This window comes from Flavobacterium album (genome assembly GCF_003096035.1).
In the GTDB taxonomy this organism is placed as follows: domain Bacteria; phylum Bacteroidota; class Bacteroidia; order Flavobacteriales; family Flavobacteriaceae; genus Flavobacterium; species Flavobacterium album.
On record NZ_CP029186.1, the window covers coordinates 2,070,470 to 2,088,963 of the forward strand.

General features: G+C 46.0%; 18 protein-coding genes. 8 read left to right on the plus strand and 10 right to left on the minus strand.

All coding sequences use genetic code 11. From position 1 onward, the window contains the following. Window positions 1–3: 3 nt before the first annotated feature. On the minus strand, window positions 4–1,452 hold the full coding sequence (locus HYN59_RS09130) for a glyceraldehyde-3-phosphate dehydrogenase (protein ID WP_108777974.1): 1,449 nt from the start codon (window positions 1,450–1,452) through the stop codon (window positions 4–6). A gap of 444 nt (window positions 1,453–1,896) precedes the next feature. Here HYN59_RS09130 and HYN59_RS09135 point away from each other — a divergent pair, with 444 nt between their 5' ends. The 6 genes from HYN59_RS09135 to HYN59_RS09160 all read left to right on the plus strand — a co-directional run bounded on the left by HYN59_RS09135 (window position 1,897) and on the right by HYN59_RS09160 (window position 10,107). Then, entirely contained in the window at window positions 1,897–4,593 is a 2,697-nt protein-coding gene (locus HYN59_RS09135; RefSeq protein WP_108777975.1) for a T9SS type A sorting domain-containing protein, read from the plus strand. Between the two features lie 219 nt (window positions 4,594–4,812). Further along, window positions 4,813–7,752: a T9SS type A sorting domain-containing protein gene (locus HYN59_RS09140; protein WP_108777976.1), complete on the plus strand. Its 2,940-nt coding sequence runs from the start codon at window positions 4,813–4,815 to the stop codon at window positions 7,750–7,752. A gap of 93 nt (window positions 7,753–7,845) precedes the next feature. Next, complete coding sequence (locus tag HYN59_RS09145; protein ID WP_108777977.1) at window positions 7,846–8,385, plus strand: GNAT family N-acetyltransferase; 540 nt, start codon at window positions 7,846–7,848, stop codon at window positions 8,383–8,385. A gap of 47 nt (window positions 8,386–8,432) precedes the next feature. Further along, window positions 8,433–9,245 carry an alpha/beta hydrolase gene (locus tag HYN59_RS09150; RefSeq protein WP_108777978.1) on the plus strand — a complete coding sequence of 271 codons (813 nt, stop codon included), beginning with the start codon at window positions 8,433–8,435 and terminating at the stop codon, window positions 9,243–9,245. Next, a complete protein-coding gene (locus tag HYN59_RS09155; RefSeq protein WP_108777979.1) occupies window positions 9,242–9,781 on the plus strand; it encodes a hypothetical protein in 540 nt (179 codons plus the stop codon). Before HYN59_RS09150 ends, HYN59_RS09155 begins: the two co-directional genes overlap by 4 nt. Then, complete coding sequence (locus HYN59_RS09160; protein WP_108777980.1) at window positions 9,763–10,107, plus strand: XAC2610-related protein; 345 nt, start codon at window positions 9,763–9,765, stop codon at window positions 10,105–10,107. The genes HYN59_RS09155 and HYN59_RS09160 overlap by 19 nt, the downstream gene beginning before the upstream one ends. On the opposite strand, the gene HYN59_RS09165 is transcribed toward HYN59_RS09160, so the two are convergent. The 3 genes from HYN59_RS09165 to HYN59_RS09170 are packed head-to-tail and all read right to left on the minus strand — an operon-like array spanning window position 10,108 to window position 10,688. After that, a complete protein-coding gene (locus HYN59_RS09165) occupies window positions 10,108–10,299 on the minus strand; it encodes a hypothetical protein (RefSeq protein ID WP_108777981.1) in 192 nt (63 codons plus the stop codon). Next, window positions 10,283–10,495 (minus strand): hypothetical protein, encoded by a 213-nt coding sequence (locus tag HYN59_RS17960; protein ID WP_146185903.1) that lies wholly within the window; start codon window positions 10,493–10,495, stop codon window positions 10,283–10,285. Before HYN59_RS17960 ends, HYN59_RS09165 begins: the two co-directional genes overlap by 17 nt. Window position 10,496: 1 nt before the next feature. After that, window positions 10,497–10,688, minus strand: coding sequence for a hypothetical protein (locus tag HYN59_RS09170; RefSeq protein WP_108777982.1), 192 nt, complete (start codon window positions 10,686–10,688; stop codon window positions 10,497–10,499). 109 nt (window positions 10,689–10,797) lie between these two features. Between HYN59_RS09170 and HYN59_RS09175 the strand changes: the two genes are divergently transcribed. After that, complete coding sequence (locus HYN59_RS09175) at window positions 10,798–12,435, plus strand: ABC-F family ATP-binding cassette domain-containing protein (protein WP_108777983.1); 1,638 nt, start codon at window positions 10,798–10,800, stop codon at window positions 12,433–12,435. Between the two features lie 69 nt (window positions 12,436–12,504). Here HYN59_RS09175 and HYN59_RS09180 read toward each other — a convergent pair whose 3' ends face one another. The 4 genes from HYN59_RS09180 to HYN59_RS09195 form a co-directional block, all read right to left on the minus strand. Beyond that, complete coding sequence (locus HYN59_RS09180) at window positions 12,505–12,855, minus strand: FEKKY domain-containing protein (RefSeq protein WP_108777984.1); 351 nt, start codon at window positions 12,853–12,855, stop codon at window positions 12,505–12,507. A 289-nt stretch (window positions 12,856–13,144) separates the two neighbouring features. Beyond that, window positions 13,145–14,566: a TonB-dependent receptor plug domain-containing protein gene (locus tag HYN59_RS09185; RefSeq protein ID WP_181369409.1), complete on the minus strand. Its 1,422-nt coding sequence runs from the start codon at window positions 14,564–14,566 to the stop codon at window positions 13,145–13,147. After that, complete coding sequence (locus HYN59_RS09190; RefSeq protein WP_108779692.1) at window positions 14,550–15,068, minus strand: RNA polymerase sigma factor; 519 nt, start codon at window positions 15,066–15,068, stop codon at window positions 14,550–14,552. The genes HYN59_RS09185 and HYN59_RS09190 overlap by 17 nt, the downstream gene beginning before the upstream one ends. A 257-nt stretch (window positions 15,069–15,325) precedes the next feature. After that, window positions 15,326–16,171 carry a DUF6929 family protein gene (locus HYN59_RS09195; RefSeq protein WP_108779693.1) on the minus strand — a complete coding sequence of 282 codons (846 nt, stop codon included), beginning with the start codon at window positions 16,169–16,171 and terminating at the stop codon, window positions 15,326–15,328. Between the two features lie 73 nt (window positions 16,172–16,244). On the opposite strand from HYN59_RS09195, the gene HYN59_RS09200 reads away from it, so the two are divergent. Then, a complete protein-coding gene (locus HYN59_RS09200; RefSeq protein ID WP_108777986.1) occupies window positions 16,245–17,129 on the plus strand; it encodes a PPK2 family polyphosphate kinase in 885 nt (294 codons plus the stop codon). A 344-nt stretch (window positions 17,130–17,473) separates the two neighbouring features. Here HYN59_RS09200 and HYN59_RS09205 read toward each other — a convergent pair whose 3' ends face one another. After that, the gene (locus HYN59_RS09205) at window positions 17,474–17,803 is read right to left on the minus strand and encodes a hypothetical protein (protein WP_108777987.1); all 330 of its coding nucleotides are present in this window, start codon (window positions 17,801–17,803) and stop codon (window positions 17,474–17,476) included. 116 nt (window positions 17,804–17,919) lie between these two features. Continuing rightward, complete coding sequence (locus HYN59_RS09210) at window positions 17,920–18,435, minus strand: hypothetical protein (protein ID WP_108777988.1); 516 nt, start codon at window positions 18,433–18,435, stop codon at window positions 17,920–17,922. Window positions 18,436–18,494: the final 59 nt, after the last annotated feature.

Genomic DNA, 18,494 nt, shown 5'->3' on the forward strand with positions numbered 1-18,494 from the left:
CTATTAATAGTAAGTATATCGCCTTACTTTAGCTATGTATTTTGCCAGGCGGATTACCTGGTGGCTGTAGCCGTATTCGTTGTCGTACCAAACGTAAAGCACGATGTTCTTGCCGTCGGCGCTCACGATGGTAGCGTTGCTGTCGTAGATGGCAGGCTGGGCGGTGCCCACGATGTCGGAAGATACCAGCTCGTTGTTCATGCTGTATTTGATCTGCTCTACAAGCTCGCCTTCGAGGGCGTAGTGCTTCATGATCTCGTTGATCTCGGCAACGGTCGTAGGGCGCTCCACCTCAAGGTTAAGCACCACGAGCGAACCGTTTGGCACCGGTACGCGGATGGCGTTGCTGGTAAGCTTTCCGGCCAATGACGGCAGGGCTTTGGCAACGGCGCTTCCGGCACCTGTTTCGGTGATCACCATGTTAAGGCCGGCAGCACGGCCGCGGCGGTATTTCTTGTGCATGTTGTCTACCAGGTTCTGGTCGTTGGTGTAGGCATGGATGGTTTCCAGGTGGCCTTTCACCACGCCAAGGGTGTCTTCAACAGCTTTTAATATAGGAGTGATCGCGTTGGTGGTGCACGATGCCGCCGAGTAGATATCCACCTCCTCCGGGCTGTGCTCGTTGTGGTTTACGCCGTACACGATATTCGGAACGCCTTTGCCGGGAGCGGTAAGGAGCACTTTCTCGATACCGTTGGAAGACAGGTGGCGGCGAAGGGCTTCTTCGGTAGTGAAGGCGCCGGTGTTGTCTATAAGCAGGGCATTGTGGATGCCGTATTTTGTATAGTCGATATCCTCAGGCTGTGCAGCGCTGATGATGTGCACGGTAGTCCCGTTGATGATCAGCGAGCCGGTCTCGAAGTCGGCGCTCACAGAGCCTTCAAAGTCACCGTGGATAGAGTCGTGGCGTAGTAGGGAAGCGCGCTTCTCAAGAAGGACAGCATCGTTCTTATCGCGCACCACGATAGCACGAAGGCGAAGCTGGTTGCCTTTGCCAATTTTCGACATCATCTCACGGGCCAATAGCCTTCCGATGCGTCCGAAACCGTAAAGCACTACGTCTTTTGGCTGGATGTTGCCGAAAGTGCGGGCACCTTTTAGCTTGTCGATTACGAAAGCGGTGGCGTCGTTGTATTTGTCGTCTTCAAGATGGTACTCGTAAGTAAGTTTGCCAATGTCGATACGGGAAGGAGGGAGGTCAAGGGCTTCGATGGCACGGGCTATCTCAACGCTGTCGAACACATTGATAGGCTTTTGTACAAATTCGCCTGCGTACTCGTGCAGGTTCATGATGTCGCTTACGCTGCGGTCGATAAGCTGGTTGCGGAAAAGCACAAGTTCGATGGATTTGTCATACCACAGGTCGCTGACGATCTTTATGAATTCAACGCCTGCCCTGCGCCTGTCGGCCTGGAAGGAAAGTTCCTTTTCATATAAAACATTGTTGTTCATCTGAGAGATAGTTTGTTTGTTGTTTGTGTGGCAAAAGTATAGATTTCAAACGTTTTCGTAAAAGTTTTTTCTAAGATTTTTTTATTTATTTTAAAAAGTAAAATGTTTTAGTTAAAACAATAATGATGTCGTGGTAAAGTGCAGGGAAAGAGTATTTTATTTGCAGGTTTCGATTGTTTTTTTGGGCGTGCCGGCTCCGTGCCTCCGCCGTCGGGCCATCCGCTGTATCCCCGCCGAAAAAAGCGGGGGATGCCGCTACTGTCCCTCACGCGTACAACGTTTTCAAAATAAAAATTCCGCTATACTGCACTGTGTTTCAACAAAATGGTTTTCAATTGTTATAGAAAAGTTAAATTAACGGTTTAAAAGTGTTAATGTAACTGTTTTAACATTTTTGATTAAAATAATTGTTAAATTTATTTCTAATAACCAAAAAAAATTATTATGAAAACAAGATTACGATTACTTTACTTTAGTATTTTGGTCTGTTGCATTTTTGGATTTAGCAATAAAACCTATGCGCAGATAAACTATTCACAGGACTTTGAGATAGACGAGGGCGGATGGTCTGACGACGATTTCTTTGCATTTTATTTCTTCCCGTGTACAGGCGAAAATGCCCTCACTGGCGAAATATACAGTGATCCCGACTTTGGGGATTATACTGCGCCTGTTACCATATCACCATCGTTAGGCAACTCTAACGGCTTGCAGGCTACGCTAACGTACTCTTATTCGCTGATCGATTGGAATACCTTTGAAGGGGTTACCAATACACCAGACTGGGGAGAATTCAGCATAGAGTACGCTTCATCACCTTCGGGGCCATGGACGAACCTGCAGACGATCGACCCGTCCAACCACGTAGAGTCGGATGATTGTGCTGTGAAAACGGTAACATTCACGCCGCCCGTTGGCCCGGTGTATTTAAGGATCTCCGGAACTCCTAACGATTATATCGATGTACTTATCAACATCGATAATATTTCGGTAGTGCAGGTACAGGAAGCATGTACAGGTACGCCTGCCGCTTCTGCTGCTGTAGCCGACCAGCCTGCGCTTTGTAACGGCGGTACGGTAAACCTGTCGTTAGCTCCTGCCTATGCTGCTTCAGGCCTTATTTACCAATGGCAGTCTTCCGCAGACGGTGTTTCTTATTCTAACGTTCCGACAGGAGGTACATCGGCTGCTTATGCTACAACACAGGCTGCTTCTATGTGGTACCGCGCTACCATAACGTGCTCTGGGGGTGGCAGCCCGGTTACCAGTACTCCGGTACATGTCATCAACAGCGGCATGCCATGCCTGTGTGATGTTGCTTTCACAGATGATATCGAGCCTATCACACACGTAGTATTTGCAGGTATAGACAATACTACTTCTGCGGCCATTAATGGCACCCCGGGTGTTGAGGACTTTACAAGCCTTGCTCTGGCAGAGGTTACTCCGGGCGAAACGTACCAAATTACATTAGAAGGTAATACGAACGATCCTGATGGTGATGCTGGTTATGAAACGTATATCACTGCTTTCTTCGACTGGAACCAGGATGGCGATTTTGAGGATGACAGTGAAAGATATGATATTGACTACCTCATTTTTTCTGATGGTGAAGACGGGGTACAAATTACAGGCGATATTGCAGTGCCTGCGGGAGCACTTCCGGGAAATACTTACATGAGGGTTTTCAAACTATATAACCATTTCCCTGATACAGCTTGTGGCGTCGATGGCGAATTTGGCTATGGCCAGGTAGAAGATTACCTGGTTCATGTTGCAGCTCCCTCAACAGAGACACTTGATTATGTTAACCTTCAGTGGCCTGCTACAATGACGTTTGCAGCGGGCGGATCGGATACTGCTTATGCGCAGGCATGGGAAGGCGGCGTAACTGAAGCCCCCGGCGCAGGTGCCGGCATTACAGCATGGATAGGCATCAGCCCGGTGGGCAGCAACACCAATCCAAATACATGGACAACATGGGTGCCTGCTACTTTCAACACGCAGGCAGGAAACAATGACGAATATATGGCTACAATAGGAACAGGCTTAGCGCCGGGTACATACTATTATGCAAGCCGTTTCCAGCTTAACGGTGGCCCGTATACTTATGGGGGTTATACCCCTACAGGTGGTGGCTATTGGGATGGTACAACAAACATAAGCGGTATACTTACGGTAACCTGTGCTACTCCCGCACCTACAGCAGCTGCTGCACAAACGCTTTGCCAGGGAAGCACCATCGCCGATATTGATGTTACAGGTACTTCTATAACATGGTACGGCGCTGCTACAGGCGGAACTGCGCTTCCTGCAACTACGATGATTGCCGATGGCACTACCTATTACGCCTCTGCAACTGCGGGTGGCTGTGAGAGTGTTGCCAGGACTCCGGTGACGGTGGATATCACTGTAACACCTGCGCCAACAGCTGACGAGACAATGCAGACATTCTGTAATGCCGCAGGCCTTGACGACCTCGAGATAGACGGCGATGGGGAAATAATGTGGTATGGTACCCAGACAGGTGGAAGTATGCTTGCGGATGATACCGCGCTTGCTGATAATACTACGTACTATGCTGCTCAGGTTATAGATGGCTGCGAAAGTATGGCGCGTACAGGAATCATGGTTCATATAACGGTTTCTGAAGCTCCGTCAGGTGAAGCTGAACAGGAAATCGAAGTAGCTTCAGCTGATGATGCAACTATCGAAGATATCGAAATAACGGCTACAGGAAGCGTGAACTGGTATGATAACGAAGAAGATGCTGAAGCAGGTGAAGATGCAATAGCGCCGGAAACGGTAATAGTTTCTGGCACTTATTATGCAACGCAGACAATCGATGGCTGCGAAAGCGCTCCTTTTGCAGTCACAGTTGATATCACGTTGGGCAATGATGAATTCAATACTTCCGCATTCCGTTATCATCCGAACCCGGTGAAAGATGTGCTTGCAATCTCTTATGCTAAAAACATTTCAGCCATTGAAGTGTATAATATCGTAGGACAGAAAGTTATTGTGAAATCGGTAAACCAAAACGAAGCGCAGCTGGATATGTCACAGCTTGCTGCCGGTACATACATGGTAAAAGTTATGGGCGATACCGCTTATAAAACAATTAAGGTTGTGAAACAATAAAGACAAATTAAATATAAACCTCGAACGGGCAGCTTTATGCTGCCCGTTTGCATTAAGGGGAGTGTAATCGGCAATTTATGAATTATGTTTAAACAGATCCCGCCAAGTAATCAGGATGTTATAAAAATGTTAAAAATAGCTTTTATACATGTTCAATGTTTAGGATTTAACATTTAGATAAAATATTTTGTTAAATTTAAGACCTTAAAAAAAATAGATATGAAAACAAAATTACGATTGCTTTATTATGGCTTGCTCATTTGCAGCACGGTCATATTTTCAAATGATGCGGTGGGGCAGATTGCCTACAATGCGGCCTTCAATAACGGTATGGCCAACTGGGACAGTGATGAATTTTATCACACAACAGACGAGCCGTGTATGGGAAATGGCGCATTGAGGGTGAATCTTTACGATAGCACGCCAAGTGCCGAATTGCTATCGCCAAGTATAGGTACTTCAAATGGCGGTGTGGTTACTTTCAACTACCGCTACAAGCTTCTTAACTACGATAACTTCCCGGATGATGCCACGCAGAATGCAGGTAACTGGGGCTCATTACGTGTGTATTACGCCCTTTCGGCTGCCGGTCCATGGAACCTTTTACAAACAATGGACCCGACCAACCACGTAGAATCGCTTAACTGCGTGACCAAAACGGTTACCTTTATCCCACCGGCGGGGAGCAATGTATACATACGGGTTTTAGCCCAAATTGGCGACACGGATAATGACTTTTATGTGTATTTCGACCAGGTGCAGGTTACTCAGTCTACGCCTACCGCATGCAATGGTACCCCTGCGGCTGCTTCGGCAGTAGCTTCGGCAACCATGACATGTGCTACACAAAGCGTGGTGCTGTCTTTAGCGCCGGGATATGCTAATACAGGGCTGAACTACCAATGGCAATCTTCTGCCAACGGAACCGATTTCAGCAACGTTCCAACAGGAGGCACTGCTGCGACCTATACTACGACACAGGCTGCAACTACCTGGTACAGGGCTCAGATAACCTGTAGTGCAGGAGGCGATACCACCACAAGCTCAGCGGTACAGGTAGCATCTACAGGAGGGCCTTGTTACTGTCTGATCGGCTTTGGTGACGGAGTAGAACCAATAACACTGGTAAACTTTGCAGGTATTAATAATGCCACGTCTGCCGAGCCTGACGGAACACCTGAATTGGAAGACTTTACTTCACTTACACCGGGGGTTGTGACACAGGGGCAAACCTATCCAATAATATTAAAAGGAAATACCGTTGACGAATTTTTTGACGGGTACCAGGATTACTTTAAAGTACACATCGATTTCAACCATAACGGTACTTTTGAAGCAGCAGAAGGCTTTGAGATGGGATATATCGAATTTTCTGATGGTGAAGATGATGTAGAGCTGACAGGGAATATCACAATCCCTGCCGATGCCATGACCGGCCTTACCCGTATGAGGGTAGTTAAGCAGTGGTATGACGATTTTGGCGGGACACAATATACAGACCCTTGCGGCGATGTGAACAGCGGCTACGGACAGGCTGAGGATTACCTGCTTAACGTTCAGGCGCCTGTAATAGAAACACTTGATTATGTAAACCTTCAGTGGCCGGCTACAATGACATTCGCAGCAGGCGGATCGGATACCGCTTACGCCCAGGCGTGGGAGGGCGGCCTTACCGAAGCTCCGGGTGCCGGTGCCGGTATTTCGGCATGGATAGGAATCAGCCCAGCCGGCAGCAATACCAATCCAAGTACATGGACAACATGGGTGCCTGCTACCTTCAATGTACAGGCTGGCAACAATGACGAATACATGGCTGTAATAGGCGCGGGGCTTGCTCCGGGAACATATTATTACGCAAGCCGCTTCAAGCTTAATGACGGGCCATATACTTACGGTGGGTATACACCGACAGGCGGTGGTACCTGGGATGGGGTAACAAACATAAGTGGTGTACTTACGGTAACATGTAACACGGCAGCTCCGGTTGCCGATGCTGCACAAACATTCTGTCAGGGGGCTACAGTTGCCGACCTACAGGCTACAGGCTCTGTGATATCATGGTACGGCACTGCTACCGGCGGTACAGCACTGTCTTCAACAACAGCGCTGGCGACAGGGACTACCTATTATGCCTCTGTTACGCCTGCGGGTGGCTGCGAAAGCACTACCAGGACAGCTGTTACGGTAACGATCACAACCGCTGAAGTACCGACATTTACTGCTGTACAACCTACATGTGCCGAACCTACAGGCACTATTACAGTAACTTCACCTGTAGGTGCAGGATATACTTACGATGCGAACGGTGCAGGTTTTCAGTCATCGGCTTCATTCACTAACCTGGCACCGGGCACTTATGTGATCACTGCGAAAAATGCGTCCGGCTGTACAGCCTCAACGACTGTTGTGATTAATAATGCACCGGCAATACCTGACGCACCGCAGGCAGATATATTCCAGCCTACATGTTCTGCGCCTTTCGGCAGCATTGTTGTTACCACGCCGCTTGGAGCAGGCCTTACCTATAACTTAGATGGTGGCGCATTCCAGGCTTCGCCTACATTCGATGGTGTAATGCCGGGCACACACAGTATATCTGTTCAGAATGCGCAGGGTTGCGAAAGCTTTGCAGCGGGCTTTGTTGTAAATGATGCCCCTGCCGGTCCGGATGCGCCAACCGGCAATGCTACACAGGAAATTGCTGTTGATGGGGCTGAGGATGCCACTATTGAAGATATTGTAGTAACGGCTACAGGTACAGTAAAATGGTATGCCACTGAGGATAATGCCGTAGCTAGCGAAAATGCATTGGCTGCCGGCACAGTAATAATGGATGGGACTTATTATGCTACCCAAACAAACGACGGTTGCGAAAGCGCACCTTTTGCTGTTACGGTTGATATTACACTGGGCAATGCTGAATTCAATGCGGCTTCGTTCCGTTACCACCCTAACCCTGTAAAGGATGTGCTTACACTTTCGTATGATAAGAACATTTCAGCTATCGAAGTGTATAGTGTCGTAGGACAGAAGGTGATTGCGAAACCGGTGAACCAAAATGAGGTACAGCTTGACCTGTCACAGCTTTCTGCAGGTACCTACCTTGTGAAAGTGATGAGCGATGAAGCCTCTAAAACCATCAAGGTGGTGAAGCAATAAAACAATATATATAAGTTGACCAAAAACGGGTGGCTTATGCCGCCCGTTTTTATTTATAATAATCCTAATTTTAATCATCAAATACTACATCCCATGCCTGAAACCTTTGAATCACAACGTTTACTTTTCCGCGAACTTGAGCCTTCAGATGAGGAAGCATTATTCGAACTTGACTCCGATCCCGAAGTGCACCGCTACCTTGGCAACACGCCGGTGCGGTCTATGGACGAGATCAGGACAGCTATAGCAATGATCAGGGAGCAATACCGTACCAATGGTGTTGGCCGCATGGCCGTAATACTGAAAGAAACCGGTGAGTTCCTGGGCTGGGCAGGCCTCAAGCTTGCTAAGGACCAACTGAATGGCAATGTGAATTATTACGACCTGGGCTACCGCTTCATGCGAAAGCACTGGGGCAAAGGATACGCTACGGAGTCGGCAAAGGCTTTTATAAGCTATGGCTTTAATGTGATGAAGCTGCCTAAGATCAATGCTTATGCCGATGCAGGCAACGCCGGTTCGCGCTCCGTACTTGAAAAAGCAGGCCTGGAATACATTGGCTCGTTTGATGATGACGGTGTGCTATCTGTATGGTATGAGATTGTAAATCCTGGTGATAAAAAAGTTAATTAGAGCATATATCTTTTCTGCGGAATAACTATTTTTTATCTTCGTTCCCAATGAAAAAAATATACCGTTTCGGCATAGGATTGTTACTATGCGGTACAGGATTGTACCTGCTTGCCCTTTTCCTGTTGTATTTTTTCCAGGAGAAATTGCTTTTCCATCCTCAGGTCCTGGAGCAGGAGTATAAATTCACGTTTTCGGATGCCTTCGAAGAAGTCTATATTCCCGTAAGTGACGACGTAAAGCTGCACGGCATTTTGTTCAGGGCTAAAGATAGCAAAGGGCTGGTCTTTTACCTGCATGGCAACGGCGGCTGTGTTGAGGATTGGGGCGATGCTGCTGCAAATTTTACATCGGCGGGTTACGACCTCTTTATGTTGGATTACCGCGGCTACGGAAAAAGCGGCGGCACCATAGAAAGCGAGGCACAGATTAATGAAGATATCGAAAAAGCCTTTGCTTATATGGAAAAGGATTATCAACTGCGCAACATTATTATTGCAGGTTATTCCATAGGCACTGGGCCGGCGACGCATTTGGCTGCTAAAAAGAAAGTAAAAGCGCTTATCCTCCAGGCACCCTATTACAGCTTAACAGGGCTGTCAGGTGAAAAAGTGCCTTTGATTCCTGAATTCGTAAAGCGCTACAAGTTCAATACCGGCAGCGAAATTTTAAAAGTGAACGCTCCAGTGTATATTTTTCATGGAACGGAAGACAAGCTGATACCTTATGAGCATTCGCTGAAATTAAAAAAGAAGGCAGGCGATCGTGCCGTTTTGATACCATTGCCCGGAGAAGGGCATAATGCTATAAATGATAGTGCATTATTTAAGGAAAAGCTTTCAGGGATACTCAAAAAGATATGAAACAGGTTATTGCTTTATTTATAATGGTTTGCGGCTCCGTTTATGGGCAGGCTGCTTATAAAGGCACTATCGATAAATACCCGATAGAGCTGGTTACACACGTATATTCAGACGGGCCTGTGAACGCCCTTTATGCCTATACAAAACACGACACGCCTATTACCATTAATGGGATGCTGAAAAACCGAACGCTTACACTTTTCGAGACCAATAAGGCGGGAGACACCATAGCTAATTTCAGTTTTCAGTATTTTAATACACGTGCTGATATAATTCATGGCGTTTGGAAAGGAAACGGCAAGCAGCTGGAAGTCAGGCTCCAAAAGCAATTCGATCTGTCTGAAGATGAACCTGAGTCACAATGGTACAACAGGTTCCTGCTTATGTCCGCTTCAACTTCAAAATATTACTTTAAGGAAGAGCTGACGCGCCTGAAAGACGACTGGACATCGAGGGTTACCGCCGTGCATGTTTATGAAAAAGGGACTGACAGGCTGGTACAGCGCATTCCCGTAGAATGCCAGTTGTGGGGATAAACGCCATTCAGGCAGGCGACTTTAACTTTGACGGGCTAGAAGATTTTTCAGTTTTTGAGCAAAGCTATGCAGGGGCAAATACGTCAAGCCTGTATTTTCTCTTCGATAAAAAGACGGGCAAATTCTTCAACAGTGGCTTTGAAGGTACGACATTCGAATTTGACTATGAGAAGAAGCTGGTGTATGAGCACAATTCCTGCTGTATGAATACAAGCGTTATGAATGCGACTTACAAAGTGGTGAACAACAAACTGGTGGTTGTTGAGAAAAAGTGCCTGGAGTATGATGAAGCAACGGAAGATTACAAAGAAATAAACTGCGACTGATTACCGTTTTGCTTTCTTTTTCTTATTATCGAAAAGGTAACCTATAGTGAGCCCGACTACTATCCAGAGCGGTATCCCTAAAAGGATTTTAGTAACATTAAACCTTTCATGATCAATAAGCGGGAACAGGATCATAGTGACCACATACAATATGCCTCCCAAAATAAGGCCCGATCTAACCCATTTTTTCATCTTTGGTATTCTTTTTACGTTTCCGTTCCAGGATAAAATATACAATTGCCGCAGCGCCTCCCCATATTATTATGTTTCCTATAATGTAGCCCGGCGTTACCGGCACATCGTTAATGCCTACCAATGGGCCGATAAAAGTATTCAACACAAAGAATACCGCGAACCATAGTAGTGCAAAACGGGCAGTCCTGTTCATGCTATTGTTTCTTTGGTGTTTTCTTCCTTGAAACATACCCGAAGATCAGCCCGAAGATGATCCACACAGGCAGGGTTACACCAACTTTTAACCAGTTAATGCCCGTGCCGTCAAAAAGAGGGAACCCCACATTCATTATCAATGCCATAAAAACGCCCCATATCAGGCCAAACCTTACCCAGCTGTTTTTCATCGTTGGAATTTAAAGTGCAAATATACTAAAACTTTAAGAGTTGCGGGTGTTCGGCGCGATTGCTCAATTGCTTAATTCTGCTATCTTTGCGGCTTCAAAAAAACAGCTAATGATCACAATAGATTCGCTTTCGGTACAATTTGGCGGCACCACACTCTTCAGCGACGTTTCCTTTTCGATAAATGAAACCGATAAAATAGCCCTTATGGGTAAGAATGGGGCGGGAAAATCAACCCTCCTCAAGATCATTGCAGGGGAGAACAAACCGTCTTCGGGAAATATATCGGCCCCAAAAGGTACAGTAATTGCGTACCTGCCGCAGCATTTGCTTACGCACGATGATGCCACGGTCTTTGAGGAGACCTCAAAGGCGTTCGCCGAAATCTTCAAAATGAAGGCGGAAATAGATGCACTGAATGAAGAGCTTACCGTGCGTACCGATTATGAATCGGAAGACTATTACAAGATCATTGAAAAAGTATCCGAGCTTAGCGAAAAATTCTATGCCATAGAGGAAGTGAACTATGAAGCAGAAGTAGAAAAAGTACTTAAGGGTATGGGCTTTGAACGCGAGGATTTTAACCGCCCGACATCCGAATTCAGCGGTGGCTGGAGGATGCGTATCGAGCTGGCAAAGATACTGCTGCAAAAACCCGACCTGATCCTGCTCGATGAGCCGACCAACCACATGGATATCGAGAGTATACAGTGGCTCGAGGACTTCCTTGTCAACAGTGCAAAAGCCGTTATGGTCATATCCCACGATAGGGCTTTTGTAGATAACATCACGACCAGGACCATCGAAGTTACCATGGGCCGTATATACGATTACAAGGCCAAATATTCCCATTACCTTGAACTGCGAAAAGACCGCCGTGCCCACCAGCAAAAGGCTTATGAGGAGCAGCAGAAGATGATCGCTGAGAACATGGAGTTCATAGAGCGTTTCAAAGGGACGTACTCCAAAACATTACAGGTGCAGTCGCGCGTGAAGATGCTTGAAAAGCTGGAACTTGTTGAGGTTGATGAGGTAGATACATCAGCCCTGAAGCTGAAGTTCCCGCCATCGCCGCGATCAGGGCAGTACCCTGTTGTGGTAAATGAGCTTTCGAAGTCCTATGGCGACCATGTGGTTTTCAAAGATGCTTCGATGGTAATTGAGCGCGGGCAGAAAGTAGCGTTCGTAGGGCGTAACGGTGAAGGTAAATCCACCATGGTGAAGGCCATCATGGGCGAGATCGATTTTGAAGGCAAAATGGAAGTAGGCCATAACGTACAGATAGGTTACTTTGCCCAGAACCAGGCAGCAATGCTCGATGAGAACCTTACCGTGTTCGAGACCATCGACCAGATCGCTGTCGGGGATATCCGTACACAGATAAAGAACCTGCTGGGTGCGTTCATGTTCAGTGGGGACGATACGACCAAGAAAGTAAAAGTTCTGTCGGGAGGAGAGCGAACACGACTTGCGATGATAAAACTATTGCTCGAGCCGGTAAACCTGCTAATCCTGGATGAGCCTACCAACCACCTTGATATGAAGACCAAAGATATCATCAAGGATGCACTTAAAGCCTTTGACGGTACCCTGGTACTGGTGTCGCACGACAGGGACTTCCTTGACGGGCTGGTGACTAAAGTTTTCGAATTCGGCCACAAAAGGGTAAAAGAACATTTTGAAGATATTAAAGGTTTCCTCGAAATGAAAAAGATGGAGAATTTAAGAGAGATCGAGAAGAAGAATTAAAAATAGTCATCTAAAAACCAAATCCGGCCCTGAAATTTTCAGGGCCGGATTTTTTAAAAACAACTAAACCTATTCTGTAGTTTCCGGCTTCCATTTGTCCCAGGCCATAACGTCCGTCCTTATTTTTTCTTCCCATGTTTTCCCATATCGTTTTTGAAGGAACTCAAAAACCAGCAGGTTATAATCCGAATAAAAACTGAGGTTAGGCGGGGCAAGGCACCCAAATTTGTAATATGTAATATTATAGTCCTTTTGGAAATCGGCTTCACCGTCACGTATCCTGTCCATTAACCCTCCAAGGATGTAAATTTTCACGGTATGGTTCTCCATGTCTCTCCTGAATTGTTCCTCCGCTGTTCGTTCCTGAGCGAAAACCGGCAGGATCATCAGGGAGAAGGTCAGTATCAATAGTGCTTTCATAATTAGTTTTTTAAAAAGCCCCGTGGGTTATGGCTCCCACAGGACTTTTCGGGATTTGAGTTAGTTGAAAACAGAATCCTTTATTTTTGCTGAAGTGTATTTTACTTCTTTCTTTAGCTTCATAATATTCTAAATTAATTAAAAAAGCCCCGTAGGTTATGGCTCCCACGGGGCCGGGCTTTAGTTAAAAGGCCCCCTGCCCCCCCGAAGGGGGAATGTTGGGGTGTAATTATTATGGAATGAAATTTTGCCTGAATTATTAGGTGATTAGAGGTTCCCCCTTCGGGGGTTAGGGGGTCTTCTTTTTCTCTTCCCGCTTAAGTTTCCGTAACTCGCGTTTGGTAAGCCCCTTTTTCGTTTTTACGATGATAACACCATTAGCCCCCCGGTTTCCGTATAGGGCTGTAGCCGAAGTATCTTTCAATACAGTGATGCTCACGATATCATCTGAATTGATGTTTTTAAAGACATCGCTGCTAACCGGCACTCCATCGATTACATATAGCGGGTCTGCAGGAAGGTTAGAGCTTTGCCCCCTTATGATTAAAGGTGTTGTGCCTGCCGGTTGGGTACTATTCAATCCTGGGACCTGTCCCTGTAATGACTGTATAACGTCCGCATTGGTTTTATCCTCTGCAGTAGTTTGCTGTTGTTTTGATGTCGCTTTTGCTGCGGCAAAACTATTTCCCTGTGCTGCTGTTCCTGTAGATGCTTTTTCACGGGACATAACCTTTCCTTCATCGATCTCGGCTATTGTACCATTTACCGAAGGGAGCAACCCCCTGTTCGCTACTACCGTAGTATCGATTGCAATTGCGGTTATCGCCCCATTGCTCACATGCCTGCCCTGTTTTTTAGGCCCTTCAAGCGTCACGGCTTCGAGCGATGTGTTTTCAGACAGCTTTATTGGCCTGTTAGCATTCGCCTTGTAGGCAAGGATAGAACCGTTTTGCATCCCCACATACGAAGCTATCAGTTTTTCACCTTCTTTGGCATTTATGCTGTACCTGCCATCAAAATCGGTTTGTGTTGCGATAGTAGTCCCCTCAACTTTCACGATCACACCCGGCACCGGTACGCCCTGGCTGTCAGTTACCGTTCCCTTGAAAGTTATCGTTCCGTCAGTGTTTGCTATAGCTGCTTTCTCTAAATATTCTTTTGATGTTTCAGTATCGCTGTCCTTTCTTTCTGCTTTATCGGCTTCAAAATACCCAATTGCAGATGATAGCATTGGTATACCAGCGTTAGTTGGACTGCTCTCGTTTACTGTTTTTGAATGGTTCCAAATTCTTGCTCTTTTACTGACAGATGTAAAATATATCGAATCACCCTCAATAACTTTTTTAGGGAATATAGTTGGAGACTCATTCACAACTACTGCTTCCTTTGCCACCACATTTTCTTTCGCTGGCTCAAAGGTTTCCTTTATTTTCTGGCTGTCAATTACTGTTACATTGTTCTCGTGAATTCCATTAGGATCTACAGACGGGCCTTTCTCATTGCGGTATAAAAATGTTCCCACTGTAATAAACATAAGCAACATGGCGGCCATTCCGGTATATTTCCACCAGGTTGCGGCCTTTCGCTGCTTTTCAGCATCGAGTTTGTCCTCGACACGGCCCCAGAGCGCTTCCATACGGTCGAAGCCCTTCGTCTCCGCTTCGCCCGCAGCTTCCCTGAATTGTTGGTATAATTTATCTTGATTTTCCATGACTCTTCTCATTTAGGTAATAAACATTGTTCACCATTTCTTTTAATTTGGTACGGGAGGCGTTCAGTTGCGACTTGGAGGTCCCCTCACTGATGTTCAGCATCACGGCGATCTCCTTGTGCGAATACCCCTCAATGGCAAAAAGGTTGAATACGGTTCGGCAGCCTTCCGGCAGATAGGTGAGCAGGTGCAGCAGGTCTTCTTCCTCAAGCGCGGCCGACTGCGCAATAGAAGGCTCTGACGAACGTGCCATGTCTTCAATATAAATATTAAAGTTTACATTTTTCTTCAGGCTCAGCAGGCACTGGTTCACGGCAATTTTGCGCGCCCAGGCCTCGAATGCTTTTGTTTCTTTGAGCTGGTCGAGCTTGGTGAAGATGGTAAAGAAAGCATCGGCCATGGCTTCCTCTATCATTTCCTCGCTCTTCAGGTACCTTTTACAGGTATGGTACAGCTTGGGCGCCATAAGCTCGTACACCTGCCGCTGTGCGTCCCGGTGCATTTTCCTGCAAGCCGTTATGAGTTTTTCGTCTATCACAATTGGTCTCTTTGTGTATATAGATTACAAAAGGGTGTAAAAGGTTGGGAGGAGATTAAAAAAAAGTTTTTTTGTCCTCTACCCGGCCCTCTCCCAAGGAGAGGGTGACGGTACGTGCTTACTCAAACTTAATTTTTGAAAAGAGTAAGAGCGCACCCCATCGTCGTTGCTCCCCTCTCCCTGGGAGAGGGGCCGGGGAGAGGACTTTATGCGGCTGGCCATTATTTCTCTATTATTAACTTATAAATATCACTCGCCGCTGCATCGCTGTCGGTATCCTCACACAGCAGAAACTCAAGCGTTTTCCCTGTTTCTTTATATAAAGTAATGCCTTCAAATTTATTTTTTAGCGAAATGGTCTCTGTAAATTCCAGTTCCATAGTTTCAATATCAATACGCCCGATGAGCGTTCCCGCTATTTCACCATCGTGATATGTAGAGTCTGATTTTTCTGCGGCTGCGATAAAGTAAAGCTTTTCGCCAACCTTCACGGCATCGGTAAAGCTGGCCTGCGCGCCGTTGATTTTAGGCAATTTTATTTCGTTGTAAATAATCTGGAAGGATGTATCGGCAATATCGCCTTCAAGGGTAAAAATACCATTCTGTCCCGATGGCCCATTTCCCCTGTTGAATACATACCACGTATCACCGGCATTTACGGCAGCTTCTATATTAAAGTTCTCCGGCGTTATTTCACCAAAGTTTTGCATAACCATGTAGAGGTCGGTGGCATCTATAGGTGGAAAAACTTCCTTGGTTTTCCTGTTGATATGGCCAATGCTGTTGCGCTTTTCGGTCGATCCGGAACCGAAGAGATAGAGGTCGTCTCCCTTTGCGGCAATGGCTTCATAGTCGGCCTTGTCCGCTTTCGGGACGTCTTCCAATGGGCCGGAGTATTCTTTAGAGACAAGCCGTGTTTTTTGAAGTGTTTTATCTTTAAGTTGGTATTCGTACAGCAGGTGGCTGTTGTCAGAGATCATAAAGAGCGAGCTGCCGTCAAAAAAAAGTCCCGATGCCGAACCGATTCCAATAATATGGAACAGCAGCTCCAACTGAAATTTTTGCATAATCTTATGTTTTGCCTGTAAACGTGGTATTCTTTTAAATCTTATATTTATATAAAGATAATCCATTTCCTGTATGAGGAACATAAATACCGATGATTTTAAGATAACGGGCAAATTCGACATCAGCCTTGCACCGACCCGCCTTGAGCACGGTGCTTCGGAAAGGTCGGTTCACAAAACCCTTAAGGAAACAAGGAAAGACCTTGGCAAGCTGCAGGATAAGATGTATGCCAATAACCACTACAGTGTGCTGGTGTGCCTGCAGGGCATGGACACCTCCGGCAAGGACAGCCTGATCCGCGAAGTATTCAAGAACTTCAATGCGCGGGGTGTGAATGTGTACAGCTTTAAGACGCCCACATCGTCAGAGCTGGAACACGACTATTTGTGGCGGCACTATATCGCGCTTCCTGAAAAAGGAAAGTTCGCCGTATTCAACCGTTCCCATTATGAGAACGTGCTGATCACCAGGGTGCACCCCGAATTTATCCTGAAAGAAAACCTTCCCGGTATCAACACTGTGGAAGATATCCCGGAAAACCTTTGGGAGCAGCGCTTTGAGCAGATCAATAATTTTGAGAAGCATATAAGCCAGAATGGGGTTTTTGTATTCAAATTCTTTCTCCATTTAAGCAAAAAAGAGCAGAAAGAACGCTTGCTGCGAAGGCTGGACAAGCCGGAACATAACTGGAAATTTAACCCGGGCGACCTCGAAGAGCGTGAGCATTGGCATGATTACCAGAAATATTATGAGGAAGCCATCAACGCGACATCAAAAAAGCATGCCCCCTGGTACATTATCCCTGCCGATGATAAGGAAACCGCACGCTACCTTGTTGCCAAAACTATCTTCGATTCCCTCAAAAAATACGACGATATCAAAGAACCCGAAGTGAACGAAGAGGTGCTGGAAAATATTTCGCTCTATAAAAAGGAACTCAGGAACGAGAAAGATTGATTATTAATGCTCACTCATTCCTAATGATATAGTCAAATCTATAAAAATGTCATTATCCATGTATCTGTTTTTATTTTCACGCAAAGCCGCAAAGCCGCCAAGACTCATGCGGGATTAATGCGGTTAAAAGCCGCAAAGCATTGCATTGCAATGTTTAGGGGTCTCAACTTTGCGTCTTGGCGCCTTTGCGTGAAATAAAATTTAATTTGCGTGCATACAAGTTATGCCAATAAATTGATTCAATTGTAATTGACTATTTATATCTACAAATTCCCAATTATTGATCAGTAATTAATATGCGATGCCAAACGGCAATAAAAAATAGAAAATAATCAATAAAATGGTCAATCCAAGAGTTCGTGCAGCTCTTCTTCCGAAAGGCAGATACCCATGTGCTCTACCTTCTCGTTATCATCTTCGGCGCCGCCGATAAAATAGATAGGAATCCCGGAGGTAATTTTGCGCTTAAAGATGTGCCCGGCAGTTAAACGCCCATGCGACGGCTTCGTGGCATAATTCACGATTATAGCATCGGGTTTGCAAAGTGCTGTTTTGCGGTAGGCCTCAGCGCCATCAACGAGTTCGTGCCCGGCAATAGTATGCGGGGTGCTTTTGCAGTAATCAAGCAATGGGGTTGTGGCTTCCCTGCTCCAGTCGATGATGAATAACTTCATGGTACATTGGATATACCACAAATTTAAAAAACCTGCACTATAAAATGCAGGTTTTTAACAGAGTCAGTTTTTGTTCTTAGGCGTATTTTTAATTGTTCCTGTCGGGTACCAATTTATTACAGCTTAAAGCCATAGGCAATACGAAGCGCAACCTGGTCGGTCTTGAAATCATTGGCACCTTCATACCTTAGGCTAAGGTCGATCACATCATTAGCATATCCAATGCCGGGAGCCCACAGGAAGGTTGTTTCATTATAGTCATTGGTTACGGCAAAACCTGCACCGGCTTCACCCAACACATAGAAACGGTCACCCCACACAAAGGCCTTAAAGCCGGCTTTTGCAGGGATATAGCCAAGGTCAGGCACATTATCCTCGCCAAATAAGTGTGTGTAACCTGTTGTCAGGGTTAGTGATGTCCTTTGCGAAAGGTCGTACTGCAGCCTTACGTCGCCGCCAAGGGCAAAATTAAAATAATCACCGGTAGTTACACCTCCATTAAGCCCGAAGCCCAAACGGAATCCCTGGTCGTAATTTTCAGTTGTTGAAGCGCCATCCTGCGCAAAGGCTGTCATGCCAAGCATCATCATACCCGATAACAGCAGTCCCTTAAAATTCATTAGCTTTTTCATGATCTTCTCTTTGTTTTCGTTAGTGAGGTAAAATTACCGTAATACTTTTACTAATAATT